Annotated in this window: 22 protein-coding genes; 4 read left to right on the top strand and 18 right to left on the bottom strand. The window is 68.8% G+C overall.

Going from position 1 to position 25,038, the window contains the following annotated elements; genetic code table 11:
• Positions 1 to 6: 6 nt before the first annotated feature.
• Positions 7 to 2,754 (bottom strand): UxaA family hydrolase, encoded by a 2,748-nt coding sequence (locus AB0F43_RS27020; protein WP_360482509.1) that lies wholly within the window; start codon positions 2,752 to 2,754, stop codon positions 7 to 9.
• 117 nt (positions 2,755 to 2,871) lie between these two features.
• Here AB0F43_RS27020 and AB0F43_RS27025 point away from each other — a divergent pair, with 117 nt between their 5' ends.
• Together AB0F43_RS27025 and AB0F43_RS27030 are read left to right on the top strand one after the other, a co-directional pair.
• Positions 2,872 to 3,552 carry a GntR family transcriptional regulator gene (locus AB0F43_RS27025; protein WP_360482512.1) on the top strand — a complete coding sequence of 227 codons (681 nt, stop codon included), beginning with the start codon at positions 2,872 to 2,874 and terminating at the stop codon, positions 3,550 to 3,552.
• 89 nt (positions 3,553 to 3,641) lie between these two features.
• The gene (locus AB0F43_RS27030) at positions 3,642 to 4,277 is read left to right on the top strand and encodes a hypothetical protein (RefSeq protein ID WP_360482515.1); all 636 of its coding nucleotides are present in this window, start codon (positions 3,642 to 3,644) and stop codon (positions 4,275 to 4,277) included.
• A 15-nt stretch (positions 4,278 to 4,292) separates the two neighbouring features.
• Here the strand turns inward: AB0F43_RS27030 and AB0F43_RS27035 are convergent, their stop codons facing one another.
• The gene (locus AB0F43_RS27035) at positions 4,293 to 4,637 is read right to left on the bottom strand and encodes a VOC family protein (protein WP_360482518.1); all 345 of its coding nucleotides are present in this window, start codon (positions 4,635 to 4,637) and stop codon (positions 4,293 to 4,295) included.
• An 89-nt stretch (positions 4,638 to 4,726) separates the two neighbouring features.
• Here AB0F43_RS27035 and htpX point away from each other — a divergent pair, with 89 nt between their 5' ends.
• Positions 4,727 to 5,605 (top strand): zinc metalloprotease HtpX, encoded by an 879-nt coding sequence (gene htpX, locus AB0F43_RS27040; protein ID WP_360482521.1) that lies wholly within the window; start codon positions 4,727 to 4,729, stop codon positions 5,603 to 5,605.
• Positions 5,606 to 5,654: 49 nt separating this feature from the next.
• On the opposite strand, the gene AB0F43_RS27045 is transcribed toward htpX, so the two are convergent.
• From AB0F43_RS27045 to AB0F43_RS27105, 13 genes are all read right to left on the bottom strand, one after another.
• Positions 5,655 to 6,851, bottom strand: coding sequence for a Gfo/Idh/MocA family oxidoreductase (locus AB0F43_RS27045; RefSeq protein WP_360482523.1), 1,197 nt, complete (start codon positions 6,849 to 6,851; stop codon positions 5,655 to 5,657).
• Positions 6,852 to 7,003: 152 nt separating this feature from the next.
• Positions 7,004 to 7,681: a glycerophosphodiester phosphodiesterase family protein gene (locus AB0F43_RS27050; RefSeq protein WP_360482526.1), complete on the bottom strand. Its 678-nt coding sequence runs from the start codon at positions 7,679 to 7,681 to the stop codon at positions 7,004 to 7,006.
• A complete protein-coding gene (locus AB0F43_RS27055; RefSeq protein WP_360482529.1) occupies positions 7,678 to 8,997 on the bottom strand; it encodes an ABC transporter substrate-binding protein in 1,320 nt (439 codons plus the stop codon). Before AB0F43_RS27055 ends, AB0F43_RS27050 begins: the two co-directional genes overlap by 4 nt.
• Positions 8,998 to 8,999: 2 nt before the next feature.
• Positions 9,000 to 9,812, bottom strand: coding sequence for a carbohydrate ABC transporter permease (locus AB0F43_RS27060; RefSeq protein ID WP_360482532.1), 813 nt, complete (start codon positions 9,810 to 9,812; stop codon positions 9,000 to 9,002).
• A complete protein-coding gene (locus AB0F43_RS27065; protein ID WP_360482535.1) occupies positions 9,809 to 10,762 on the bottom strand; it encodes a sugar ABC transporter permease in 954 nt (317 codons plus the stop codon). The genes AB0F43_RS27060 and AB0F43_RS27065 overlap by 4 nt, the downstream gene beginning before the upstream one ends.
• The gene (locus tag AB0F43_RS27070) at positions 10,759 to 11,565 is read right to left on the bottom strand and encodes an inositol monophosphatase family protein (protein WP_360482538.1); all 807 of its coding nucleotides are present in this window, start codon (positions 11,563 to 11,565) and stop codon (positions 10,759 to 10,761) included. The genes AB0F43_RS27065 and AB0F43_RS27070 overlap by 4 nt, the downstream gene beginning before the upstream one ends.
• Before the next feature lie 142 nt (positions 11,566 to 11,707).
• On the bottom strand, positions 11,708 to 12,727 hold the full coding sequence (locus AB0F43_RS27075; protein ID WP_360482541.1) for a 2-hydroxyacid dehydrogenase: 1,020 nt from the start codon (positions 12,725 to 12,727) through the stop codon (positions 11,708 to 11,710).
• Positions 12,724 to 14,202: an FGGY family carbohydrate kinase gene (locus tag AB0F43_RS27080; RefSeq protein WP_360482544.1), complete on the bottom strand. Its 1,479-nt coding sequence runs from the start codon at positions 14,200 to 14,202 to the stop codon at positions 12,724 to 12,726. Before AB0F43_RS27080 ends, AB0F43_RS27075 begins: the two co-directional genes overlap by 4 nt.
• Positions 14,203 to 14,264: 62 nt before the next feature.
• Positions 14,265 to 15,065 (bottom strand): DeoR/GlpR family DNA-binding transcription regulator, encoded by an 801-nt coding sequence (locus AB0F43_RS27085; protein WP_360482547.1) that lies wholly within the window; start codon positions 15,063 to 15,065, stop codon positions 14,265 to 14,267.
• On the bottom strand, positions 15,062 to 15,679 hold the full coding sequence (locus tag AB0F43_RS27090) for a histidine phosphatase family protein (RefSeq protein ID WP_360482549.1): 618 nt from the start codon (positions 15,677 to 15,679) through the stop codon (positions 15,062 to 15,064). Before AB0F43_RS27090 ends, AB0F43_RS27085 begins: the two co-directional genes overlap by 4 nt.
• Positions 15,676 to 17,013, bottom strand: coding sequence for an FGGY-family carbohydrate kinase (locus AB0F43_RS27095; RefSeq protein WP_360482552.1), 1,338 nt, complete (start codon positions 17,011 to 17,013; stop codon positions 15,676 to 15,678). Before AB0F43_RS27095 ends, AB0F43_RS27090 begins: the two co-directional genes overlap by 4 nt.
• 173 nt (positions 17,014 to 17,186) lie before the next feature.
• Positions 17,187 to 17,420 carry a hypothetical protein gene (locus AB0F43_RS27100; protein ID WP_360482555.1) on the bottom strand — a complete coding sequence of 78 codons (234 nt, stop codon included), beginning with the start codon at positions 17,418 to 17,420 and terminating at the stop codon, positions 17,187 to 17,189.
• Between the two features lie 234 nt (positions 17,421 to 17,654).
• Positions 17,655 to 17,936: an excalibur calcium-binding domain-containing protein gene (locus AB0F43_RS27105; RefSeq protein ID WP_360482558.1), complete on the bottom strand. Its 282-nt coding sequence runs from the start codon at positions 17,934 to 17,936 to the stop codon at positions 17,655 to 17,657.
• Between AB0F43_RS27105 and AB0F43_RS27110 the strand changes: the two genes are divergently transcribed.
• Positions 17,935 to 18,276: a hypothetical protein gene (locus AB0F43_RS27110; RefSeq protein ID WP_360482561.1), complete on the top strand. Its 342-nt coding sequence runs from the start codon at positions 17,935 to 17,937 to the stop codon at positions 18,274 to 18,276. The two genes, AB0F43_RS27105 and AB0F43_RS27110, sit on opposite strands and share 2 nt — an antisense overlap.
• 41 nt (positions 18,277 to 18,317) lie before the next feature.
• Here AB0F43_RS27110 and AB0F43_RS27115 read toward each other — a convergent pair whose 3' ends face one another.
• From AB0F43_RS27115 to AB0F43_RS27125, 3 genes are all read right to left on the bottom strand, one after another.
• Positions 18,318 to 20,975, bottom strand: coding sequence for a hypothetical protein (locus AB0F43_RS27115; protein ID WP_360482564.1), 2,658 nt, complete (start codon positions 20,973 to 20,975; stop codon positions 18,318 to 18,320).
• Positions 20,976 to 21,000: 25 nt separating this feature from the next.
• Complete coding sequence (locus AB0F43_RS27120; protein ID WP_360482566.1) at positions 21,001 to 21,225, bottom strand: hypothetical protein; 225 nt, start codon at positions 21,223 to 21,225, stop codon at positions 21,001 to 21,003.
• Between the two features lie 92 nt (positions 21,226 to 21,317).
• Complete coding sequence (locus tag AB0F43_RS27125) at positions 21,318 to 25,037, bottom strand: hypothetical protein (protein ID WP_360482569.1); 3,720 nt, start codon at positions 25,035 to 25,037, stop codon at positions 21,318 to 21,320.
• Between the last annotated feature and the right edge of the window lies 1 nt (position 25,038).

Here is a 25,038-nt window from a genome sequence, read left to right on the forward strand (position 1 = left end):
TGCCTTTCACATCGAGGTACCGAGCAAACCACGGGTGATCTGGAAACCGACGTTGCCAGAGGCAACCGCCTTGGGAACCATCCGGCGGCTCGCCACAGCAGCGATCGTGTCGAGTCCGGCCCGGGCCTGCTCCGCCGCGTCGCCGGTCGCCACCGCGTCGAGGTCATCGCCGTACTTGACGACTGTGTCCGGGTCGTTGCTTAGCTCAACGACCGGCACGAACCGTTGCGCTGACAAGGTGCCGCCGGCTACGTGCGCGAGGATCTGCTGGACCCCACCGGCCCCGAAGCCGGTCGCGGTCTCCATCCAGTCGGTGCCGGGCATCCGCATCACGTGCCAGCCCGGCTCGGCGAACCGCTGCCCGTGCGCGATCGTCGATGGCTGGGAAGCCGCAGAGCCGAAGGCAGCGGTGCGGAAGCCGTCATGAGCCAGCAAGGCACCACGCGACGACAGTACGACGGAGCCGCCCGAGCCGACGATCTCGCGGCCGATCAACGCCAGCGCCTCGGCGGTCACGTCGGACAAAGGCCCGCGGGCTTCCAGGCCGATGGTCAGGTCGCCGAGTGTCCCGTCGTACTCGACCGGTGCCTGCAGGTCGAAGCCGCTGAACCACTCCCTGACCTTGTCCGCGACAGCCGAGAGGCCGCCGTCGGCTTGGATGCTGGCCCAGCCGAAGCGGGACGGATCCGCACCGGACTCGACCAGGCGGGACCGGAAGTAGTCGTTGTGCGTCTTCTCGCAGCCGTGCTCGAGGAGCAGCGCCAATCGAGTGTTCGGGTGCAGCAGGTAGCCGAGCATCGTGCGCGCGAACGTCTCCTCGGACGCGCCGCCACTGCTGCCGCATCCCTCGGTGTGCGGGAGCGCAACCATCCGCGTGACCGCGTCGCCGGCCCATTTCTCCAGCTCCGCCTGGCCCGCGAGCCGCAGCGCGATCTGCCCCGAGCACAGGCTGGTCGGCAGGATCAGGCCGACCGACTCCGGCACGAGGCGGTCGTCGACCTCGAGCAGCTGTACGGCGGTCCGCGCGTTGGTTCCGAGGCCGGTCAACGGGAGGCCGTCGAGTGGTGCGTCGCGGTCCTCGGCCGGGAGCTCGGTCAGCTTGCGACTCATCCGGCCGTCGGTGCTGATCGAGATGCCTTCCCGCGGTCCGCTCTGCCGCCAGTTCCGCCAGATCGACACCTGGCTGTGGCCGGCCCGCTCTCCGGCGGTCGGCTCACCCGACGCGACCCGGACGGTGAGGTCGAACGTCTCCGCGGTCAGCTGCGCCATCGGCGTACCGGTGAGGTAGCGGCCCGCGTCCACATCCATTTCGGCGTGCAGGCGCTCGTACCTGGCCGAGGTCGTGACGAACTTCACGGTCGGGACGAACGGGAAGTTGGTGATCGAGCCGTTGCCGGTGGTGAAGAAGATCAGGTTGCAGCCGCTGGCGACCTCACCGGCGACGGACTCGAGGTCGTTGCCGGGGCTGTCCATGAAGATGTAGCCGTTGCAGCGCCCTGCCTTCGGCCCCACCCCATCCCACCCAGGCAGCAGTTCGCCGTACTCGATCACGTGGTCGAGCCGCACCTCGCGCGGCAGTTTCCGCGCGGCGCCGATCGACTTCAGCACGATGTTGTAGAGCCCGCGGTACACGTTGCCGCCGGACGGGTTGCCCTCCGCGGTGTGCCCGTGCCAGCCGACGCGTTCCTTGAACGACCGGACAGTGGCGAGGAAGCGGCGGGCGGTGGCCAGGTCGCGGACGTTCTTCAGCACGTACCCCTCGGCGCCGATCAGCTCGTCGGTCTCCGCGAGTACGGCGGCGCCGCCGTGCTTGATCACCTCGGCGCCGACCTGGCCGGCCAGCGGATTGGCGGTGATCCCGGAGAACGCGTCCGATCCCCCGCACTGCAAGGCGATCTTCAGGTCGGCGAGCGGGACCTCGACCCGCTGCTGGGCGTCCACGACCGGAAGCCACGGCTCGACCAGCGCGCCGGCCGCGGTCAGGTCCTGCTCGAAGCCGGCCCGGCGGGTGAAGTACGCGTGCGGCACCTTGATCGACGGATAGCCGTGCTCCGTCATGTAGTCCTTGATCGCCTGGCCGGACACGACGTCGTCCTCGGTGTCGACGATGAGGACCGCGCCGACGTTCGGGTTCAGCGTGAAGCCGGCCAGCGTCCGGAGCAGCAGGTCCAGGTTGTTCGGCGCCTCGTCCTCGCCACCCTCCGTGTGGGGCACAGGTACGACGCCGTCTCCGGCGGACGCGCCGTCGAAGCGACGGGCGAGCTCGGTGACGAACCCGCTGCTGCGCGAGCTGGTCGCCATGATCACCACGTGGTTGCGGGTTCCGGCCGAGCCTTGCTCGCGGGGATAGCCGAGGAACGTGCCGGGCTGCTCGACGCTGGTCACCTGGGCGCCGAAGTTCAGCGTGGACTCGTCGAGCCGGTACGGGTCGAGCGGTTCGTTGGTGGCCGACGGCTCGGCCGGGAGACCTTCGACTCCGCGGGCGCTGACCGCGGCGAGGCTGGTCGGCGTACACACGTAGTCGCCGGGGACGAGATCACGGGAGGCTCGGGCGAACGGCGTCCCCCAGGACAGCAGTGCCTCGCCGGTGCGGACCGGTGACGTGACGAAGCGGTGACCTTCGAGCACGGTGTGCGACAACGTCAGGACACTGTCGCCGAGTTCGACCCGGGTGCCGGCGTCTAGGCGGCGAGAGGCGATCGCGACGTTGTCACCCGGCTCGGGCAGGACGCCGATCTCTTCGAACCTCACCATCAATTCTGCCTTCCGGTAGCTCCGGGACCATGAATCGTGCATGATGCATGATTACCAGTGCAACCCTGCCTAACCCGACCGGACGGGTCAAGGCCGCGACCAGGATCCGGAGAATCGATGACGGAGATCGTGGAGCCGCAGAATCGGCGGCTGACGCGCCGGCAGATGCTCGCCGACGACGTGTACGAGGCGATCAAGACGATGCTGATGGACCACGTCATCCGGCCCGGCGCACGGATCTCGATCGACGGGCTGGCGCGCGAGTTCCAGGTGTCCTCGACCCCGGTCCGGGAGGCGCTGGCGCGGCTGGAGTCCGAGGGACTCGCGGACAAGGAGCCGCTCAAGGGATACCGCGCGACACCGTTGCTGTCGCTGGAGGAGTTCGACGATCTGTACCGGTTCCGCCGGTTGCTCGAGCCGTGGGCCGCGCGGCGGGCCGCCGAGTTGATCGACGACGAGGGCCGCGCCCGGCTGAAGGCCGAGCTGGCGAACGCGGTCGAGCCGACGTCGGTGGACTATGCCGGCTACAAGTCGCTCACCGCGCACGACAACCGGTTCCACTCCCTGATCGCCTCGCTGTCCGGCAGTGAGCAGGTCCGGCTCGCGTTCGAGCGGACCCACTGCCACCTGCACATCTTCCGGCTGCACTACGAGCGCGACATCGGCCCCGAAGTCCTCACCGAGCACCGCACCCTGGTCGACGCGATCAGCTCTGGCGACCCGGACGCCGCCGAAGCCGCGATGAACCAGCACATCGACAACTCCATGTCGGTGCGCCTGCGCCGGATCTACGACTAGGCGGTGTCTGACGGTTCAGCGCCTTCGCCGAGTGTCGCGCAGTACGCCTCGGCTTGTTTCGGAGTGCTGGAGTCGGGCACGCGCAGAGGATGACGGCACCGCAGCTTCCTGAACCGCTCCCCGTTCTGTGGCCGCTCCGCCCGCTCGGGTCCGCAGCCGTCTGGACCGCCGCGAAGGACGGCCGGACCGTGGTCACCATCCGCCACGCACCACTGGCCCAGGTGACGCCGGAGATGCTCGCCTGGTGGTACCACCATGTCCCCGGGACGATGAGGTACGCCGGTGAGACCTGGCCCCGCTATCTGGTCTGGCATCCGCTCGACCACATCTCGTACCAGGCCTCGAGCCCTGTGGTCCATCCGGGCACCAGCCTGCACATCACCGAGGCGCCGGGCCGCGACACGAGCAAGCTGATCGACGTCCAGGTGACGGTCGAGACGATCGACACCCAGGCGGCGATCATCTCCAAACGTCTCTTCGGTACGTCGATCATCCGGCTGGAGAACGAGTTCACGGCGTACAACGGCGGCACCCGCTATGTCACCCGCCTCACCATCGGCGACAACACTCCCCTGGGCGGCCTGGTCCTCAACCGGATGGCCCACCGGCGGGCGTTCCCGCCGGCCAAGCTCGCCGCCTGGATCCGCCACCACATCGAGGAGATCGGCAACCTGGAGAACTTCCTCCCCGACCTCTTCCGCTACCGCTCCGACCACGAGCCGTAGTACGGGTGCCTGCCCTTACTCGGCCGGGCCGCCGCCGAAGCCGATCTCGTTGCCGTCCGGGTCGTGGTAGATGACCTTGCGGACACCGTTCTCGTACGTCTCCCGCTCGGCCGGATCGACTCCTCGGGCGGTGATCGCCTCGATCCGCTCGTCGAAGTCCGCGGAGAAGATCGTCACCTGTCCGTGGCCGGCGTGATCGGGCCGGTGCTCGACGACGAGGTACTGATGCTCGGCGAGTTCGAAGACCGCCTCGATGTCATTCGGGTACATGATCGGCGGGGCGCCGAGCAGCCGCTCGTACCACTCGAGCGCCACCGTGTAGTCCTTCACGGACATCTCCGCAAACAGGTCGAGAGCCATACCGCATCCTACGAACCCACCCAGGAATACCGGCCCAACCGGTGACGTTGTTGCGGCCAAAGTCATTTCCTGATGGAGAGTGATGAACGATGTCCGGTCTTCGCCGTGCGGGTAACGCGGTCAGGACCGCTGCCCTGCTGGGCTTGCTGACCGCACTCATCATCGTCGTCGGCGGATACCTCGCCGGTACGACGGGTGTGCTGCTCGCGACTGTGGTGTCGCTGGGCCTGAACGCCTATCTGTACTTCAACTCCGACAAGCTGGCGCTGCGGTCGATGGCGGCCCGTCCGGTCAGCCCGCAGCAGGCGCCGGAACTGTACGCCGTGGTGGCCGAGCTCGCCCAGCGCGCGGGTCAGCCGATGCCGCGGATCTACGTCAGCCCGGTGGCCCAGCCGAACGCGTTCGCCACCGGGCGGAACCCGGAGCACGCGGCCGTCGCGGTGACGGACGGGATCCTGCGGATCCTCAACCGGCGTGAACTGCGCGCCGTACTCGGGCACGAGCTTGCGCACGTCTACAACCGCGACATCCTGACCTCGAGCGTCGCCGCAGGGCTGGCCGGCATTGTCACGATGCTCGCCAACCTGGCGATCTTCCTGCCGTTCGGCTCCTCGGACGACGAGGACGCTCCGAACCCGCTGGTCACCTTGCTCACCGTGCTGCTCGCCCCGTTTGCGGCCGGCCTGATCCAGCTGGCGGTCAGCCGTCGCCGGGAGTACGCCGCCGACGACGACGGCGCCGAGCTGTCCGGTGATCCGCTCGCCTTGGCGAGTGCACTGGCCAAGATCAGCCGCGGTACGGCGGCCCTGCCGCTGCCCGCCGAGGCGGGTGTGGCGACCCAGAGTCACCTGATGATCGCCAACCCGCTGAGCAGGCACGGCATCGCGGCGCTCTTCTCCACCCACCCTCCGATGGAGAGCCGCATCCAGCGCCTCCAGCTGAAGGCCCGCGAACCAGCCGCCGCCTGACCCACAACGAGAAAGGCCGACCGGATTGCCGGTCGGCCTTTCTTCTGCTTCAGGCGGGCGCGTCGCCGTGGTCGGGGATCTCCAGTTGTACGCCGCCCTGGAGAGCGGACTGGTGGGCGTAGATGCCGGGGAGGGTGTAGCGGGCGGCGACCCAGGCGTTGACGGGTGGGAGCGTCTTGTCGGCGACCGCGCGGACGAAGTCGTCGGCGAGGAAGTGGTGCGAGCCCTCGTGACCGTTGTGCAGGCCGGCGAACTCGGCGGGCAGCCGGCTGCGGTCGTGCACCGGAGACAGCCCGGACAGGAACGCGTCCCGCAGCGCCGGGTCCACGTTCGCCAGGTCCTCGTCCTCCAGCGAACCGCTCGGCTTGGTCTCCATCAGGTGGCTGATGTCCTCCACGCCTCCCTTGGTCTGCCAGACCGTGGTCGTCGCCAGCTGCTCGAAGCTCCCCTCGGTGCCGAAGACACGCAGCCGGGACTCACGGATGTGCGACGGGTAGCCGACCCGGCGCATCTCGTTGGTCCGCATCACGCCGCCGTCGGCCAGCTTGAACAGCGCGGTGGCGTTGCTGAAGTCGTTGTCGAACTGGCTGATCTCCTTGTCGAAGACGCCGTCGCCGCGATCGTCCTGGACGCCGATGCAGGACACGTGGGTGGCATGCTGCCCGGTCACCGAGAGAACGTTGCCCACCGCATGCGTCGGGTACAGCATGGGCGGGAACGAGGCGGTCTTCTTCCAGTCGTCGCCGCCGCTGTACTGGTACGCCGCGTAGAACCCGAGATCCATGTCGTGGACGTAGTCGCCCTCGCAGTAGAACACCCGGCCGAACTCACCCGCGGCCAGCTTCTGCCGGCAGTACACCGAGGACGGGTAGTAGTAGCTGGTCTCGCCCATCATGTAGGTCAGGCCGGTCTCCTTGACCAGCTCGATGATGCGGGCGATCTGGTCCGCCTCGATCGCCATCGGGACGGTCGAGTACACGTGCTTGCCGGCCTCCAGCGCGCGGATCGCCATCTCACCGTGCAGCCAGCGCTGGGTGAAGATCGCCACCGCGTCCACGTCGGACGCGAGCATCTCCTCGAACGACTGATAGGTGAGGGTGATCCCCTGCTTGGCCGCCATCTCGGCGGTGCGTTCCGGGACCACGTCGGTCAGCCGCACGTCGGACACATCCGGGTGCGCGGACCACAACCGCAGGAACGAGGGGGCGAACTGGCCGGCTCCGACCACACCGATGCTGATGCTCATGCCACTAGGCAATCACACATTATTGTTCCGCGAAAGAACAAATTTAGACGTTGGAATGTGAGCGGACCGGCAGGCCATCACAACTGGCGCGGGCGGCCGCCAGCCCGCGGGGCGGTCGGCAGGGAGGGCACTTGTGATGGCCTGGCGGTCCGCTACCGCACCGGCTGGAGGAGGTGCGGATTGTCCGTGGTGATGCCGTCGACGCCGAGGTCGAACGCTCGGGCCAGGGTCTCCGGCTCCGGGACCGGCCACGCCGTGACGTCCAGGCCGGCCGCGTGCAGCTCGGCCACCCCCTCAGGTGACAGGCCGGCGATGCCGCAGAGCGCCGTACCTGCCTCGGCGGCTCGGGTGAGCGAGAGTACGTCGGCGATCGCGGGCGTGCGGCCGAAGATCAGGCCGGTGTTCGCGGACGGCATGGCACGGCGTACGGCGAGCAGGATGTCGACGTGGGACGACGTGACCATCGTGCGGGCGGCCAGCGACGGATCGGCCTGGAGGGATTCGACCAGCAGCGGTACGGCGCGTGCCGCCTTCACCTCGGCCTGGAACCGGACGTCGATCGCGGCGACCGTCTCGGCCCAGGTCGGCACCACCTCGCCGAGCCCGGCATCCAGCGACCGCAGCTGGTCGAACGCCAGCGACGCCACCTCGCCCGAGCCGGACGTGGTCCGGTCCACCGTCGCATCATGCAGTACGACGAGCTCGTCGTCGGCCGTGACGCGGAGATCCAGCTCGATCTCGTCGCAGCCGTCGGAGACCGCGCGGTGGAAGGACCGCAGCGTGTTCTCCGGCTCGGTCCCGAGCGCGCCGCGGTGGCCGGTGATGATCACAGAACCCTCTCCTCGTAGAGTCGGCGGACTTCGTCCCCGATCGCCTCGAGCCGGCGGGCGACCGACTCGAACACCTTCTTCGGTGCCGCGTTGTCGGCGTAGATCTGCTGCAGGCCGGTGTAGATGACGACGTTCGCGTTCCGTCCGTACAGCCGGATCGCGTCCTGCTGCCGCGCGTTCGCCAGCTGGGCGATCGCGACACCGTAGTTCGGCTGGTCCGCGATCAGCTTCTTCAGCGCCGGATCCTCGCGCGCCGCGTCGACCACCGGGAGGTAGCCGGTCTCGGTCGTCCACCAGGCCGAGTTCTCCGGCCGGGCGAGGAAGGTGAGGAACGCGGCCGCGGCCTGCTTCCGTTCGGTGGAGATGTTGCGCAGCATCCCGATCCCGCCGCCACCGGTGGCGATCCCGGCGGCGACCTCGGACGGGATGTACCCGGCGCCGACCTCGAACTTCGCCTTGCTGGTGATGGTCTTCAGGCCGCCGGTCGACTCCTGGATGACACCCACCAGGCCGTTGGCGAAGTCGGTGCTCGGGCTGCTGGACATGTAGGCCTGTCCCTGCTCATGGATCAGCTGGCGCTGCCACTCACCCGCGGCGACCGCGCCGTCCTGGTCGATGGTGACGTCGAGCCCGTGCGAGTACGCACCGCCGAACTGCCAGACGTTGCCCTGGAACTGCCAGTCGCCGTCGATCTTCGCGAACGCGATGGTCCGCAGCGACCGGCCGCCTGACTGCACCTTGGCGAGCTCCGGCCCCCAGGACCGCAGCTCACTCCAGGTGCGCGGGGCCCGATCCGGCAGTCCGGCCTTCGCGAACGCGTCCCGGTTGTAGTAGAGGATCGGCGTGCTGCGGGCGAACGGGACACACCAGCTCTGCCCCTTCACGACGTACTCGCCGAAGAGCTTCTTCTGGAAGACGGCCGGCCCGAATCCGTCGGTGAAGTAGCCGTTCAACGGTTCCAGCGCGTCGTTCAGGAAGAACCGCTCCCAGGTCACGTCGGACAGGACGGCGAGATCCGGCGCCTGCTTGGCGACCAGCGCGGCCGCGACCTTCTGGGCGACGTCGTCGTAGCTGCCCTGGAACTGCACCTCGACGTACACGTCCTGCTGGGAATCGTTGAACTTGGCAACGAGCTTGTCGACCGCCTTGCCGTTCACCCCGCCGTACGGCGACCAGAACACCACCCGGACGCGATTGGCGTACTGCTTCGGCACGGCGCCGGCGGGTTGGGAGTACTCCGCGTCGACCGAGCGGTAGCCGCAGCCCGCCAGGGTGGCGCCGGCCGCGAGCCCGAGGAACACTCTGCGGTTCAGCATGCTCATCCCTTCAACGCCCCCTGGGTGATACCGCCGACGATGTAGCGCTGGGCGATCAGGAAGATCACCAGCATCGGCGCGAGGACGAGCAGCGTGCCGGCCATGATCGTGCCCCAGTTCGCCAGACCCTCCTCGTCCTTGAGGATCAGCAGGCCGACCGGCAGCGTCCGCATCGACGCGGTGTTGGTCACGATCAGCGGCCAGACGAAGTTGTTCCACTCCTCCACCGCGGTGATCACCACCACCGTGATCAGCATCGGCCGCGACATCGGCAGCACCACCCGCCACAGCGTCCGCAGGTGCCCGGCGCCGTCGACCGCCGCCGCGTCCGTCACCTCCGACGGCAGGGTGAGGAAGTGCTGCCGCATCAGGAAGGTCGCGAACGCCGAGCCGATCCCCGGGATGATCAGGCCGGCGTAGGTGTTGATCCAGCCGAGCGATGCCACGGTCAGGTAGTTCGGCAGCAGGGTGACGTGACCGGGCACCATCATGGCGCCGAGCACCGCGAAGAACAGCACCTTCTTGAACGGGAAGCGCAGATAGGCGAACGCGTACGCCGTCAGCACCGCGTTGGCCACCTTCAGCAGCGTTCCGGCGACCGTGATGACAGTGGAGTTCAGGAAGAACCGGTCGAACGGCGCCGCCTTCCAGGCCAGGCTGAAGTTCTGCCAGGTCAGGTCCGGCCACCACGCCGGCGGCCACTGGTAGATCTGAGTGGGCTGCTTGAACGCCGTCGACAGCAGCCAGTACAACGGCCCGAGGAAGACGGCCGCCACCCCGATCAGTACGACGTACTGGATCGCACGCACCTTCATCGGTAGTGCACCCGCCTCTCCATCACCCGGGCCTGTACCGCTGTGACGACCAGCAGGATGACGAACATGATGATCGACAACGTCGCCGCCCGGCCCGCGTTGAAGGCCTGGAAGCCCTCGTTGTAGATCGACCAGCTCAGCGTGGTGGTGGCGTCACCAGGGCCACCACCGGTCATCACCGCGATCACGTCGAACGCCTGGAAGGTCCCGATCACGGTGGTGATCAGCAGGAAGAAGGTGATCGGGGCAAGCAACGGGAGCTTGATCGCGCGGAACCTGGTCCAGGTACTCGCACCGTCGATGGCGGCTGCCTCGTCGAGCTCCTTCGGCAGCCCTTGCAGGCCGGCCAGGTAGATCAGCGCGGCGAAGCCGATGTTCTTCCACAGGTAGACGATGACGAGACCCGGCAGCGCCCAGTCGGAGTTGTTCATCCAGTCCGGCGGCTCGGCGCCGAACGGCTCGATCAGCGCCCGCAACAGGCCGTAGCCGGGGTCGAAGATGAACAGCCAGATGGTGGCGACCGCGGCACCGGACAGGATGTGCGGGGCGAACGCGATCGTCCGGACCGCACCGCGGCCCTTCAGCGGCAGGTTGAACAGGAAGGCGAGCGCCAGCCCGATGACCAGGCTGCCGGCCACGACGAAGCCGGTGAACACCACGGTGATCCACAGCGTCTTGTGGAATGCCGGATCGGTCAGGGTGCGGCCGTAGTTCGCCAGCCCGACGAAGGTCGGCCGGGCCGCGATCATGTTCCAGTCGGTCAGGCTGAGGAACGCGTTGTAGAGGATCGGCCAGTACGCGAACACGGCGATCACCAGCAGGTTGGGCGCCACCAGCAAGGCGAACAGCCCGTACTCACGCCGTCGCCTGCGGCGTTGCTGCTGACCGCCGCCCTCGGCCTGACGGCGTTCGTCCGGATGGGTCCGGACCGGCAGGTCCAGTGCTGTCACACCGACCTCCTCGGGGTTGATGGCACGAGCAGTTCGACAAGCGCGGCCGCCAGCGAAGGCGCGGCCGCCAGAACCCCGTGGGGTAAAGCGGTTCCGCCGATGACCTGCGCACCCGCCTCGCGAGCGATCAGCGATCCGGCGGCGATGTCCCACGGCTGGATCACGTGCTCGTAGTAGGCATCCGCCGTACCGTCGGCGACCGAGCACAGGTCGAGTGCGGCCGAGCCGCCGCGGCGTACGTCACGTACGGCGGGGAGCACGCGGCGCAGGTGTTCGGCCTGCTCGGCGCGACGCTCCGGCAGGTAGGAGAACCCTGTGCTCACCAAGGCGGCCTGGAGCGCGACGCCACGAAGCGGGCCGAGGGCAACATTGTCGCGGGCTGCGCCCTCGCCGCGGATCGCGGACCAGGTGCTGCCGGTGCGCGGCTGGTGAACCACGCCGACCAGTGCACCAGCCTCGTCCTCGGCCGCGATGGAGACACACCAGTCGAGCCTGCCGTAGAGGTAGTTCACCGTCCCGTCCAGCGGGTCGATCACCCAGGTGAGACCGGTGGCCGAGGCCCGGGACGTCCCTTCCTCACCGAGCAGGCCGTCGCCGGGGCGGGCCGTGGTGAGGCCGTCCGTGATCAGCTTCTCGGAGGCGCGGTCGGCGTCGCTGACCGGATCGCTGGACGAGGTCTTGGTCTGGACACCGGCGGCGTCGATGGATAGACCTGGTTGGCGTGCCAGCAACTCCTGGCCGGCCGCGACGGCCAGCCGGAGGGCCAGGTCGCGCAGCTCGACAGGGGGCGGAGTGTTAAGCACGGCGTGAAATTATCACTGATCTATGGTGACGTATAGAGAATCTATGTGATTTTCTGACTGAGTTCACACGCCCAAGGTCAGTCGTCGTCATCGTTGCGGAGCCGGACGCCGGTGACACCGTCCAGCGCGAGCACCTTGATGATCAGGCGGAGACCAGGCCCAGCGGGTCCTTTCCGGCCAGGTACGCGGCGACGGCCTCGGCCGCGAGCGTGCCGGCCCGGTGCGCGGTCTGGCGGGTGGCGCCGGCCAGGTGCGGTGTCATCACCACGTTAGGTGCCGTCAGCAACCGTGCGCCGGCCGGGACCGGCTCGGACGGGAAGACGTCGAAGGCGGCCGCACCGAGCTGGCCGGACTCCAAGGCATCGACGGTCGCGTCGTAGTCGAGCAGACCCCCGCGAGCCGTGTTCACCAGTACGGCGCCCCGCGGCATCAACGCGAGCTGGTCGGCGCCGATCATGCCGCGGGTCTGGTCGGTCAGCCGGGCGTGCAGGCTGACCACGTCCGACCGTCGCAACAGGTCGTCGAGCCCGACCAGTTCGATACCTTCGGGAGCCTGGGTGATGTAGGGATCCGTGACCAGCACGTGGGCGCCGAAGGCGAGCATCACCCGCGCGACACGCTGCCCGATCGCGCCGTACCCGACCAGGCCGACCGTTGACCCGTCCAGCTCCACGCCGCATTCGTCGTACGCGTAGAGGTCACTGCGCCACTCGCCCTGCTCCAGGGTGCGTTGCAGGCGCGGAAGGTTGCGCAAGGCCCCCATCATCAGGGCGACCGCGTGCTCGGCCGCGGCGACCGCGTTGCGTCCCGGCGTGGAGGCGACGACGATCCCGCGTTTGGTCGCCGCGGGCACGTTGACGTTGACCGGTCCGCCGCGGCAGACAACCAGGAACCGCAGGTCGGTCGCGGCCGCCAGCACGCGCTCGGTGAACGGACCCATCTGGGTCACCGCGATCTCGACCCCGGCCAGCGCCTCGATCAACTGATCCTCGGCGTCACTCGCCTCGTCGACCTCCGCCACCGGCCCGAACGGCGTCAACGGCCACGGCAACGTGACTTCCCGGAAGTCGAAGCTGACATCGTCGAGGGAGGACAGTGCCTTGGCGAGCAGATCGTTACGAACGAAGTGATCACCGGCGAGCAAAGTCTTGATGGTTCTCATCGAACTCCTGAGCTGAACGTTGGGGCGGGGTCGGACCAGCGCGGGCGGGCCGCTTCGATCCGGCGCAGGTAGTGGGCGTAGCCCTCCGCGTAGAAGGCGGCGCGGGCAGCATCGGGATCGATCCGGCGGGTCTCGGCGATCCACTCCGGTCCGGCGCTGTCCGGATCGACGGCGCGCCGGGCACAGATCACGGCACCACGCGCGGCGACCTGCTCCGCCGCGGCGGTGTGCAGGGGCGCGTTCAGGACGTCGGCCAGGATCTGCGTCCATTCCTTGCTGCGGGCGCCACCACCGCAGACCGTGACACGTCCGGACCATCCGGCCGCCTCCAGGCAGTGGCGAGCGGCGTACGCGATGCCTTCACAGGTGGCGCGGACCAGGTCGGCGGTGGTGGTGGACAGCGAGATCCCGTCGATCGTGCCGCGAGCACGGGTGTCGACGAAGGGCGCACGCTCGCCGGCTTCGGACAGATACGGAAGGACAGTCACGCCCTGCGCGCCGACCGGGCTCTCGGCGAGCAACTCCGGCAACTGATCCGTGCCGACACCGACCAAGGCGAGCACGCGGTCGAGCGCCGCCGTACCGACCATCGCGGGCATGGCCCGGAGCCAGATGCCCGGTGTCCATGTGCCGAGGAACAACCCGGCCGGCTCGCCGTCAACAGGCAGCTCACGCGTCACGACTTGGCAGGCGAGCGTCGTACCGACGGTAAGTAAGGCATCGCCGGGCTCCTGCACTCCGGTCCCGGCGGCTGCGGCAGGCAGGTCGTACGGCCCGGCGGAAACCCGGGTGCCGCGGGCCAATCCGGTCGAGTCGTCGCGCAGCTCACCGACCGGGCCGGCGGGCTCCACCGGCGCCAGCAGGTGCCGCAGCTCCGAGAGCCCGGTCGCCTTCAGCGCCTCGTCGTCGTACTCGTTCGTCCGCGGGTCGAGGAAGGGGGCGGACGCGTCCGACACATCGGTCGCACGGACGCCGGTGAGCTGCTGCATCACGACGTCCTTGCAGTACGCCGCTGTGCCCGCCCGAGCGATCACGTCAGGCTCTTCCGCGAGTACGGCGGCCAGCAGCGGACCGGACGCACCCGGGAACATCCGGTTGCCGGAACGCCGGAAGACGCGTTCGGCGACACCGTCGGCGGTCCAGCGGTCCAGGATCGCGCTGCTGCGCGCGTCCAGCCAGGAGATGGCCGGGCGGACCGCCGTACCGTCCGGGTCGACCAGCCAGAGACCGTCGCCCTGTGCGGTGATCGCCAGGACGCCGGGCCGGTCCCCCACCGTGCCGGCCAGCTCGCCGACCACCTCGTTGACCGAGGCAACGATCTCGGCGGTCTCGTGCTCGAACCGCCCCAGCCTCGATGTGCCCAGCCCGGGCCGGACCAGCCTGGTCGGCCGGGACGCCTCGGCCACCGGCCGGCCGTCGTCGTCGAACGCGACGGCCTTGGTGACGGTGGTGCCGACGTCGACTCCGACGTCCATACTCCCCTCCTCTACTGCTCCAGCTCAGCTCACCTTCGGTCCGGGCGACTGAGTTGGAGCGTTCATAGTTTTGCGACCTCCACGGTCGCGCCGTGGTCGCGGAGCGGCTGGATCAGGTCTTTCGGCGTCTTCTCGTCGACCACCACGACGTCGAAGTCGGTCAGTGGGGCGAGCCGGTGGAGGGCGGTGCGCTGGAGCTTGGCGTGGTCGACCAGCAGCACCTTGGTCTTCGCGGCCCGCAGCATCGCCCGCTTCACCAGCACGATCTCCTCCTCCTGGTGGAAGGCGTGCGTCGGCGACACCGCGGAGACCGAGCAGAACAGCAGGTCGGTGTGCAGTGCCTCGACCGCCTCCGCGCACGGCATCCCGCCGAACGAGTCGTGCGTCGCGGAGTAGATCCCGCCGAGGGCGAGCAGGGTGATGTCGCGCAGGGCCGCCAGCTTGGTGATCGCGGGCAGGAAGTTCGTTGCCACGGTCAACGGGGTGATGTCCTCGAACAGGTCGATCAGGGCCAGCGCGCTGGTCGAGTCGTCGAGCATCACCGACATCCCCGGCTCGATCATCGCGCGGGCGTGCCGGGCGATCGCGGCCTTCTCGGTCTGGGCCGTGTTCAGCCGGTACGCGACGTTGCTCTCGAACACGCTGGTCGGCTGCGCGCTGACGCCGCCGCGGTACTTGCGCACCACGCCCTGGCGCTCGAGCTCGTCCAGGTCGCGGTGCACCGTCATCACGCTCACCCCGAACGCCTCGACCAGATCGTTGGCCGAGACCGAGCCGTGCTCGACGACGTAGGCCGCGATCTCGGCCTGCCGGCGGGCGGGACGACTCAGCTCGGTGGTGTCACCGTCGACATCGGATGTCATGCCAGGGTCTCCATTCGTACTGCGGGAACGTTGTACGCCTCGAGACCCACTGTGCCGTCCTGCCAGCGGAAACGCACCAACGCCGCGGGACCGAGCGCAGGAAGCAGTCTGCGGTACTCGTTCAGCCGCAGTCCGAGCACCCGGCAGACCAGCAGCCGGATGAGCGTGTTGTGAGCGACGACGAGGACCTTTTGACCCTCGTGCCGGCGGCCGATCTCGTCGAAGACCTCGCGCACCCGGTCGGCCGCCTGGACCGGATCCTCACCACCCGGGAAGTGGTCGCGGACCGGGTCCAACTGGAAGGCCTTGGCCACCGACGGCGGAAGCTCGCTGAGCATCTTGCCCTCGGCCGAGCCGAAGTCCACCTCGCGCAACCGGGTGTCCAGGGTCGGTGTCAGACCCAAGGCCTCCGCGGTGGGAGTGATGGTCTGGCGGGCCCGCAGCATCGGCGACGCCCACAGCGCATCCGGCGCGTAGTCGACCGCCCACTCCCGGAGCTGCAACGCCTGCTGTACGCCGACCTCGTCGATCGGGAGGTCGGTCGATCCGGTGTAGCGGTTGCCGTGATGCCACGCGGTCCGGCCGTGCCGGGCCAAGACGATCGTGGTCCTCATCCGCGGTACCCCCGGCGATCCAGTTCGGCGACGAACTCGCCGTACAAGTCCTCGAGCTGGTGTGGGCGTGGCTCGAGGATGCGGTCCGTCCTGACCATTCTGCGCGCCGTCTCGGTGAGCGAGCCGCCGGACGACGCGGCGAGCACGGCCATGCCGTACGCCGGATCCGGAGCGGCCGGGAGCTCGACGGGTACGGCGAGAACGTCGGCGCGGAGCTGGTTCCAGTAGCCGCTGCGGACGGCGCCCCCGGTCAAGGAGACCGACCGGACCGGGTCGGCGCCGAGGCTGACCAGATGCTCGAAGGCGAGTCGCTCGATGAAGGCCACGCCCTGCAGGACGGCGACGTACGTCTGCAGGTCGTCAGTCGGGCTGCCCAAGGTGAAGCGCTCGGCTTGTGGAGCGACGAAGGGAAAGCGTTCACCTGCCTTGGTGAGCGGGTAGATGACGGCGTCGATCGGGCCGGCCGCTTTGTCCAGCGCGTCCAGGTCCGCGGCGGGAAGCAGCTCGGTGAGTACGCCGGCGCCTGTGCTGGACGCGCCACCGGGGAGCCAGCCGCCGTCGGGGTGGCGGTGACTGTAGACCGCGCCGGTGGGGTCGTCGAGAAGGTCCTTGCTCACGCCTTTGAGGACGAGCGTCGTACCGAGGACCGAGTTCCAGGCGCCGGGACTGAGGGCACCGGCGGCGATCTGGGCCGCGCAGCCGTCGGTCATGCCGGCGAAGACGGGGACGCCGGACGGAGTGCGCCCGAGCTCGGTGCCGGGGAGGACGACGCCCGGGAAGATGCTCGACGGCAGATCGAGCTTGTCGAAGGCGGCCTGCGGCCAGGAGTCCGCGACAAGGTCGTAGCCGGTCTTGAGGGCGTGGCTGGTGTCGGTGGCGACCGGGTGACCGACCAGGTGGGCAGCGACGAAGTCAGCGCTGTGGACGATCCGGTGGTTGCCCGATGGCTTCAGCGAGAGGAGTTTCGGCAGGGCCCAGGTCGGCTGCATCGCCGTCGCCCAGCGATTGGGGTCGGCGTCCACGATGCGGTCACGCTGGTCGGCTGCACGGGCGTCGTCGTACATGAGAGCAGGGGTGACCGGGCGGCCGTGCTCGTCGGTAAGCAGGAAGGTGCCGGAGGTGGAGCAGATCGCGATGCCCGCAACGTCGGGGCCGGACACTTCGGCGAGGACGGTGTCGACGGCGTCCAGCCAGCTCTGCGGGTCCTGCTCGTGGCGTGGACCGTCGCGGTGGCTGACCAGCGGCCGGGCCGCGCGGGCCAGGACTGTGCCGTCGGCATCGGCGAGGACGGCGCGCACACTCTGCGTGCCGAGGTCTACGCCGATCCAGCCCACGTGACGCCTCCCGATCAAGTGTTATCTGCGCTGATAACATAACAGCAGAAGACGGTAAGAACACGCCAGTCTCCGTCCGAACCCGGACACGACTCGGCTCCCGCAGCTGGGAAGCCTGCGGGAGCCGGATGGTCCGGCCGGCAGCGCCGGCGGGACGGTCACGTGTTGGCTGGTCAGGAGTGCATCAGAACCAGGGCCGGGTCGACTTTGGAGAACTCGATGCGACCGGCGTCGACGGCACCGTAGGCGCCGATGGGCCCACTGGCCGGGCGGCCGTTGCGATTGACCCAGAATCCCCAGCCCGCCGGTGCGTCCGGCCAGTCGGGGTCGGGCTCCCAGCCTGGCGGCGGACGCCAGGTATCACTCGGCGGCTCGGGCCAGTCAGGTGGCGGGTTGAATCGATGCACGGACGGTCCTTCCCAGATTCCCCAGCAAATCCCGAGCGATCCGCTGACCACGAACTGTCTGACGGATCAACGACCTGGCGCACCGAAGGTCACAGCTAAGTTTTCGTAAAGTTTCTCCGGCACACGGCCACCAATCACACCACCGACCCCAGACCTCGGCAACCATCCGCTCACCAGGCGGACTGCACGTGCATCCGCACCAGCATTTGGTACCCCGCCCGCAGGTGGGCCGGCTTACTCACAGGCGACTCCGTCGTTGTCACCGTCCAGATGCGATGCATAGCCGGGCTGCCCGACGTACAAGGGCGCCTTCCCGGCCGCCCGGACCGCCGAGCAGTTCGCGTAGTACACCTCCGGCGCGGCTGTCGTCCTTCTCGGTCTGGGGCTCGTCGTCGACTGAGCCAGCGGCGCCCGCTCGGTCACCGTCGTGGTCGCTTGAGGCGCCTTGACCGTGATTGTTCGTGCCGGCAGCGGCGGCTGCTTGATGGTTTCCGTCGGTCCGGGCACGGTGACCATGGTCGTCTCCGTCGGTCCCGGCACGGTAACCGTCGCCGTCGCCGTCGCGGTTGCGCCGGGCACCGGCGACGACGACGCACTGTTGCTGCCACCGATCGCGGCGAGGATCGTGATGAAGGCGACGCCGCCTGCCACCCAACCCGCGATCAGCTTCCCGGGCGGCTCGGCGCCGTACCGTCCGCTCGGCCCGCGGGCGCGGAGTCCGCGGGAGTTCAGCCAGAAGCTCCAGCCCGATGGCGCTGGCGGCCAAGCTGGATCCGGTCGCCAGCCGGGCGGTGGTTGCCAGTTCGGTGTCGGTGGTTCGGGCCAGCCGGGTGGTGAGTTGAATGTGTACATGTAGGTCCCCCTCACGGGGTTACATCCAGTCACCGTGACGTGGTGTTACAAATCCTCCAGTCGGGCTCGGACGCGGTGGTGTTCGGTGAGGGCCTGGGCCAGGGAGTAGCCGAGGGAGCGGTAGGCCTCGAAGTCCCACTCGTCGTAGAACTGGTCGCCGGTGGTGCGCCGCGGGAAGTCGGGGTGGCCGACGGCGTACTGCTCGATGTCCCAGCCGAGGTGGCCGGCCAGGACTGCCTTGAGGAAGAAGATCTCGGTCTTGTACGGCTTGTCGTCGCCCTCCTTCAGCGGGTGGGTGGCGATGCCGTACGCCCATGGCCGGTCGGCGCGCGGTTTGGATCCGCGGATCATCGGCGACGGGTCGATGTCGATCTGGATGCCGTGGTCCATCCGGGCGGTCGCGATCGCCTCGGCCAGGGCGGTGAACCGGTCCTCGGCGTCGTTCGAGGCGTCGATGACGATCACCTGGGCCGGCTCCCGGCGCAGCGCCTCGACCAGGCCGAGGTTGTCGTAGTGACCGCCGTCGGTGACGTAGATCCGCCGGTCGTACATCGACGGCTGCCCGATCCCCTCCATCAGCAGCCGGTACGGTCCGGGCTTGTCGATCACGCTGCCGACGTACCGCCGTATCTTCGCGAACGTGCCGCGCACCTCCGGGAACGCGGGCTCGGACCGGTTGTTCCAGTACGGGTTCGGCAGCCACACCCCGAGCCGGGCGTTCAGTACGGCGAGCAGCAGCCGGACCGGCCTGGTCCGCGCGTTCACCCGGCCGGTGAGTGGGCTGAACGCGGCACCGCTGATCGCCATCGCGGCCGGCACGGTCACCTCACGCTTCAGCGCGTCGGCCTCGCGCTCGTAGTCGTCGGTCGTACGGCGGCCGCCGTCGGGCAGCGACCGGTCGCCGACGATCCCGATCTGCTGGGCGTCGAACACGAACGGCACGCAATCGCGCTGGATCGGCACGAAGTCCGCGTCGGACACGTTGGCGACCCCGGCGATGACGAGCTGCGGCCCGCCGTCGATCGGCTTCGCCCACTCGGAGTACCGCAGCCGCAGGTGGTAGTCGAGCGCGACCGCGGCGCCGTTGTCCTTCCGGGTGACCAGGAACGCGCGGGACAACCGCTCGCGGTAGAACGAGTGCAGTGACGTCCGATTCGCGTCCGTGAGCACCTTGATCGCGACCGCGATCGCAGCCAGGACCAGCGCGACGTTCCAGTCCTCCTGGTACGCACGGTCGGTCGCATAACCACCGGTCCAGCGCAGCAGCACGATGACCGCCGCGAGCACGATGATCGTGGTGCCCGCCCACGGCGCGAGCTTGGTCCGCGCGAACGCGAGCAACCTGGCCCGCATCCCGGCCGCCTCCTTGCCCTCGACCGCGAGCCCGTTCCACACCGTCTTACCGAGCCCGATCAGTACGACGACCAGCGCGGTGAACGACGCGACACCCTGTTTCGCCGGGTCGACCAACGCCTGCAAGGCCGACGGCAGGCTCGGCTGGTCGGTGGACTCACCGGGCAGTTGTCCCAGCAGATAAAGGCCGCCTGGTACGCCGAGCAACAAGACGGCGACGGGTACGCCGTACCGGAGCGAGACGTTCCCGATCGTCGTCAGCGCGATCCGGACCACGTCCGGCATCCGCGCCCACCGGTCCCACACCTTCTCCAGCACGAACATCGCCGCGCTGAGCGCGAGCGGGAGCAGCGACAGCCCGAGGAAGAACCAGGAGCCGTTCGGCAGCCAGTCGACCCGGAGCTCGGCGGACTCCTGCAGGATCACCTGCTGGTCGGCGAGGAACCAGCCGAGCACCCAGGCGATCGCGCGCAGCGTGATCCCGATCAGCAACAGGTTGACGACCAGTCCGAACAGCACCGACAACGCGGCCCGGAACATCGCCCGGCCGCCCTGCAACAGGTAGCGGGTCTGCCGTCGCAACCGCGCCAGCTCGGGTGATCCGGGCGAGAACGGATCGGCGCAGGTCCGCCGGAGCACATGGAACGCGGCGGCCATGTAGCCACCGCCGCTGACCCCGATCACCGTCGAGGCCTTGTCGTACAAGCCCTTCTCCCGCAGGAGTTGCAGCGCGCCGAGACAGAACGACGCCGACCGGATGCCACCGCCGGAACAGGTGATCACCAGCCGGCCGGCGTCCGTGCCGTCGTCCTTGATCCGCTTGAATGTGGCCGGCGGATCGAGGCGGACGCCGTACAACATCCGCTGCCCGAGGCGGCTGGAGGCGAAGTAGGCGACGGCAATGATGAGGGCGCCGGCGAATCCGGTGCCGCGCATCAGCCAGGTGAACCAGCCGGTGGACAAGTCTGCGCAGGCACCGGTCGACGCACCGAACTCGCTCCACAGCCGGACGTCCTCGACGACATCGAGCACCGCGGCGACGAAGACGATCCACGACCCGATCGCCGCGACTCGCCGCCACGACTGGCGATTCAGGAACTTGACGTACTTGTACGCCCGGTACGCCGCATAGACGTAGGCCATGATGAACGTCGCGTCGAGCAACAGCGACAGCCGGCCGGGCACCTCACAGAGGAACGCCGAGTCGGCCGCGTCCTGCACAGCGTCGCGCATCGGCCACTGGACCACGGCGAGTACGACAGCGAGTTGGAGTGTCCTGGTGAACGTCCGACGCCGGCCGATCTGCTCGATCGTGGCGTCGCCTTTGGTGCCGTCCGATTCCCCGAGCATCGCCCCATGATGCCGGTCGGGAAGCTCAGGCGGCGACCCGAGACTCGCTGATCCGTGTCAGTGGGCGGTCTGACTGTTCCAACGCGGCCAACTGGGTGCAGGCGAGGGTGATCGCCTCCGCCTGTGAACGGCAGCCGTCGGCGTACCAGTACGGGTCGTCCGGCTGGCGATCCTCGGCGTCGTCGATGTCGGCGTACCAGCAGTCCCGCCCCTGACAGCGGTAGTGCACGACCCGAACCTTCAGCTTCATGCGCGATTCGACGCCGGCTGCGGTACGGCGGTTCCGGCCATCAAGAACCCCGCCTCCGGCAGCACGATCATCAGCCTGGACCGCATCGAGGTCTACCAAGACCTGAGGAGCACCGGGCCGAAGAGGCCGGAGGTGTTCTGGCCGGGGAAGATGAAGTGGGTGGGACTGACCGCGTCGAGGTAGGGCGCCGCGGTGTTGAAGACCTCGATGTCGAGTTTGTGTTCTCCTGCGGGGATGCCGGTCAGGTCGAAGGTGTACGGCGAGCAGAAGCGGGAGCCTCTGGAGACGCCGTCGACGAAGACTTCGGCGGTGCCGCGGACCTGGCCGAGGTCCAGCTTGAGGTGGTCGGCTTCTGGGATCTGTAGCCGGCGGGTGTAGCGGACGCCGCCGGAGTACTCGGAGAGGCCGCGGCTTTCCCAGTTGCCCAGGGGAATCCGGCCGCGGCCGACGGTCGCGCGGATCGGGGCGGTGAGAGCGGCGCCGGCCTCGTGGCCGGGGGTGGTCAGCACCGTGATCCAGCCGGTCTTCGCCCCGGCGGGTACGTCGGCCACCAGTTGGCCTGAGCCGGTGGCGAGCTGCTCTCCGTCGACGGTGAGGACGGCTTCGCCGACCACGTTGACCTCCAAGCGGTTCGTCCCTGGTGGGAGGTCGAAGCGCAGGTGCTCGATGCGGTCTGCTCCCTGGCGAGGCACCGCGAAGGTGATCGGCTCCACCACACTCGTATCCGTGCCGTCGAGCCAAGCGGCGGCCGGAAGCGGATGCGGCCGGCGAGTCAAGTACAGGTCCGCCAGCGCCCGATGCCACGGACGCCGTCGCACCGTCGGTGCGGTCACCCCGTCGACGGTCGCCTGCCAGTCGTGGTCGGAGATCACCAGGCCGTCGACCAGGATCGGGGTCGGCCGGGTCACCTCCACCACGATCGTGTTCTCGGCACCCGGTCGCAGCGCAGCGGCCGCGTCGTAGCGCCGTACCCGAGGAGTCGGCCGCTCGTAGGGCATGAAGCCGCCCTGACGGCCCACCTCGACGTCGTTGACGAACAGCCGTGCCGATCCCCACGCGGTCAACGTGAGCTCGGTGCGATCCTCCGGTACGACGGTCGTGCTGTAGCGGATCACGGACCCGGACGAGGCGGCGGCGATCCACTCGGGCCGGCGGTACGACGCCAGGTCGCGGACGAACGCCACGTTCGCGCGAAGGTGCAGCTCCTCGTCGGGCGTCAGCCGCAACTCCAGCTCGTGATGTCCCGGCGCCACGGCCACCGGGACCGAGCCGAACTGACCGCCCTGATCCGAGATCGGGAGCCACTGGCCGTCGATCAGCACTTCCTTGGCCGCTGGAGCGCTGACCACCACCGTGGAGTCCAAGGCATCCGCCAGCTCGAAGGACGCTGCGAACGTCACCGTCTGCCCGGCCGCGACGGTGCCGAAGTCCAGGAAGTCTTCCGGGACGTGCCCCTTCGGGCCGAGGGCGTGGTGGTGAATGTGATCCTTGCGGATGCCTAGCGACTCGGAGTACTCCACCGGCTCGCCGTCGCTGAGACCGTGCGGGCCGAAGGTGGCCTGTGCCGGCCGCCAGTCGTCCGTCCCCTCGACGCGATGCTCCACCGCCCAGCGTTCGACCACGACCTCGTCCGACGGCGCCGAAGCAGGCCAGGCGAAATCGCCCCAGGCGTTGTCGAGGGTCGGAATCAGCTCGACGTCCCAGTCACCGCCGAGCGTCACCTCGTCGTCGGCCACCCGCTCCTCAGCCACCACAGAAGGGTTGCCCTCGGCAAACACCACCAAGGCGGCAGGACCGTGGTCGAAGGGAACGACGACCTCTCCGTCCTTGTAGACCAGGGGTTTCGAGGAGCCGTCGAACGGCGACACCAGCAGTGGCGGTCCCGGCATGTCGCGGACCCGCAACCGAACCTCACCCAGATATCGAGCCGGATCGAAGCTGTACCCAACGCTTGCCCATTCGTGACTGATCCCCCGCCCGACGGGTTGGCCGTCGATCTTGGTCGCACTCCACTCGGTCGGCGTGACGAACACGACCAGCGCGTCATCGACCTCCCGAGCCAGCACCGGGACGTCCGCCTCGACCCGCCGCGGCAAGGATGCCAGCGCGGACGGCACCTCGGAGGCGTCGGCAACCACCACGACGTTCCCCGACAGCTCATCGGGAACGGCGCCCACGGCAATCACAAGGCCACCTGCGGCGATGAACTCGTTCAGCCGCTCCACCACCGCATCCTCGAGCACAGTTGCCGCAGGCAACACCACAGCACTGTAGGACTCGGACGCAACGGTCAGCCGTGGCCCAGCGAGGATCTCCGCGCCGGCCAACGACTCGTCATCGATGACGTCCGCGTCGATCCGCGCCCGATCCAGTACACCCAGCGCCGGCGCGAACCAGGTCGCGTCCCCGATCAGCTCCCGGTACACCTCCTGAGCACGCCGCGCGGCAGGACCGGGACCGTCCATCGTCAGATCCGACTGAGCCGTCGCATTCGGGAACAGTACGGCGACCTCGCACACATGCCGGCCCAGCGACAAAGCCGCGCACAACCGCGTCACCGCGTCCGCGAAGGACTTGTGATGCCGCCAGTACGGCTGCCGCCAATCGGTCGAAGGCGGCGCCCACTCCCACCATCCGGCGCGGGTCGTGTAGTAGACCGCGTGCGGGTTGTAGAGCGTCGCCCCGGTCCGCAACCACGGCAGCAACCAGTCGAACGTCTCCTCCAGCGTCCCGCCCCAGCCAGTGGAGTGAAACGCCTCGATCCACGTCCGCGGCCGCTCGTACAGATGCGCCAGCGACGAGTGGATCCGCGCGTCCCCGTGATGATCTGACCCCGGCGCACTGAACCACCGGTGCGTCCGCGCATAGTCGGCGTACAACTGGACACCCTCGACCGGCAGACCGGCCCGCGCCGGGTCCTGCTGGTCGCAGCCCACGATCAGCCCATGCTTCTCGTGCCACTCGTGCAGCGGCTTGAAGAACGCTTCCTCGGCCAACGAGGCGCGCAGCGCGTGGTAGTCCCGTCGTACCTGAGCCCCATCCGGTACGGCGGAATCCCACAACGCACCGAGCCGGTCGCGGAGGTCGTACCCGTAGCGGGTCAGGAATCGCTCGGCGAAGTCGGCGGACCACGTGGGCACCGAGGGCAGTTCGTCCTGGAACGACCCGACCACGACTCGGCCCAGCCGGTCCCCGAGCCGTCGTTCGAATTCACCATGCACTTGGTCCAGCAACGCCGTACACGCCGATGGGCTCAGGTAGTCGAACCCGTGGTCCGTCTCGTAGAACAACGACAGCCGCGACTCGACTACCGCCTCGCACGCGACACCAGAAGCGTCGAGGGCCAGCGGCGCCGGCGGCTCGACGTCCGCCGAGATCACGCGACCACCCGCTGGACACTGCAGCTCCAACCGGCCGGTCCCACTGACCGTCAGACGCTCCAACCGCCGGCCGGCGTACGCGGGCTGCCGAGCCACCAGCCGCGCCTGGATGTCCGCCCCCGAGAAGCCGAGCTGGTCGTAGAACCACAGCGAGACGCCCAGCTCGGCCGCGTCGTCGCAGACCCCGAGGAAGATGTCCCACCACGGCTCCGAGAAGAACGGCGGATCGTCCGCGTCGCACCCGTGGTCCGACCCGGCCGGCGCGAGATTCAGTACGACGAGCTGGTACACGCCACCCTCGACGAACCGCTCGAGCTGCCAACGCAGCCGGGCGGGGTCGAGCGGTTCGCCACTCCACCACCAGATGGGCGCAGGTGAGTAGGCCCTGGGCGGATCGGTCAGGACCGACGCCAGGCGAGGGGGAAGTGCCACG

The organism is Kribbella sp. NPDC023972 (assembly GCF_040639075.1).
Taxonomy (GTDB): Bacteria; Actinomycetota; Actinomycetes; order Propionibacteriales; family Kribbellaceae; genus Kribbella.

Coding starts and splice junctions, on each gene's coding strand:
- AB0F43_RS27035 (WP_360482518.1), bottom strand. CDS start 4,637: ATGGCTCTCGACCTGTTTGCGGAGATGTCCGTGAAGGACTACACGGTG.
- AB0F43_RS27025 (WP_360482512.1), top strand. CDS start 2,872: ATGACGGAGATCGTGGAGCCGCAGAATCGGCGGCTGACGCGCCGGCAG.
- AB0F43_RS27105 (WP_360482558.1), bottom strand. CDS start 17,936: ATGGTCACCGTGCCCGGACCGACGGAAACCATCAAGCAGCCGCCGCTG.
- AB0F43_RS27120 (WP_360482566.1), bottom strand. CDS start 21,225: ATGAAGCTGAAGGTTCGGGTCGTGCACTACCGCTGTCAGGGGCGGGAC.
- AB0F43_RS27075 (WP_360482541.1), bottom strand. CDS start 12,727: ATGAGAACCATCAAGACTTTGCTCGCCGGTGATCACTTCGTTCGTAAC.
- AB0F43_RS27110 (WP_360482561.1), top strand. CDS start 17,935: ATGGTCGTCTCCGTCGGTCCCGGCACGGTAACCGTCGCCGTCGCCGTC.
- AB0F43_RS27045 (WP_360482523.1), bottom strand. CDS start 6,851: ATGAGCATCAGCATCGGTGTGGTCGGAGCCGGCCAGTTCGCCCCCTCG.
- AB0F43_RS27085 (WP_360482547.1), bottom strand. CDS start 15,065: ATGACATCCGATGTCGACGGTGACACCACCGAGCTGAGTCGTCCCGCC.
- AB0F43_RS27115 (WP_360482564.1), bottom strand. CDS start 20,975: ATGCTCGGGGAATCGGACGGCACCAAAGGCGACGCCACGATCGAGCAG.
- AB0F43_RS27080 (WP_360482544.1), bottom strand. CDS start 14,202: ATGGACGTCGGAGTCGACGTCGGCACCACCGTCACCAAGGCCGTCGCG.
- htpX (WP_360482521.1), top strand. CDS start 4,727: ATGTCCGGTCTTCGCCGTGCGGGTAACGCGGTCAGGACCGCTGCCCTG.
- AB0F43_RS27030 (WP_360482515.1), top strand. CDS start 3,642: ATGACGGCACCGCAGCTTCCTGAACCGCTCCCCGTTCTGTGGCCGCTC.
- AB0F43_RS27090 (WP_360482549.1), bottom strand. CDS start 15,679: ATGAGGACCACGATCGTCTTGGCCCGGCACGGCCGGACCGCGTGGCAT.
- AB0F43_RS27020 (WP_360482509.1), bottom strand. CDS start 2,754: ATGGTGAGGTTCGAAGAGATCGGCGTCCTGCCCGAGCCGGGTGACAAC.
- AB0F43_RS27060 (WP_360482532.1), bottom strand. CDS start 9,812: ATGAAGGTGCGTGCGATCCAGTACGTCGTACTGATCGGGGTGGCGGCC.
- AB0F43_RS27055 (WP_360482529.1), bottom strand. CDS start 8,997: ATGCTGAACCGCAGAGTGTTCCTCGGGCTCGCGGCCGGCGCCACCCTG.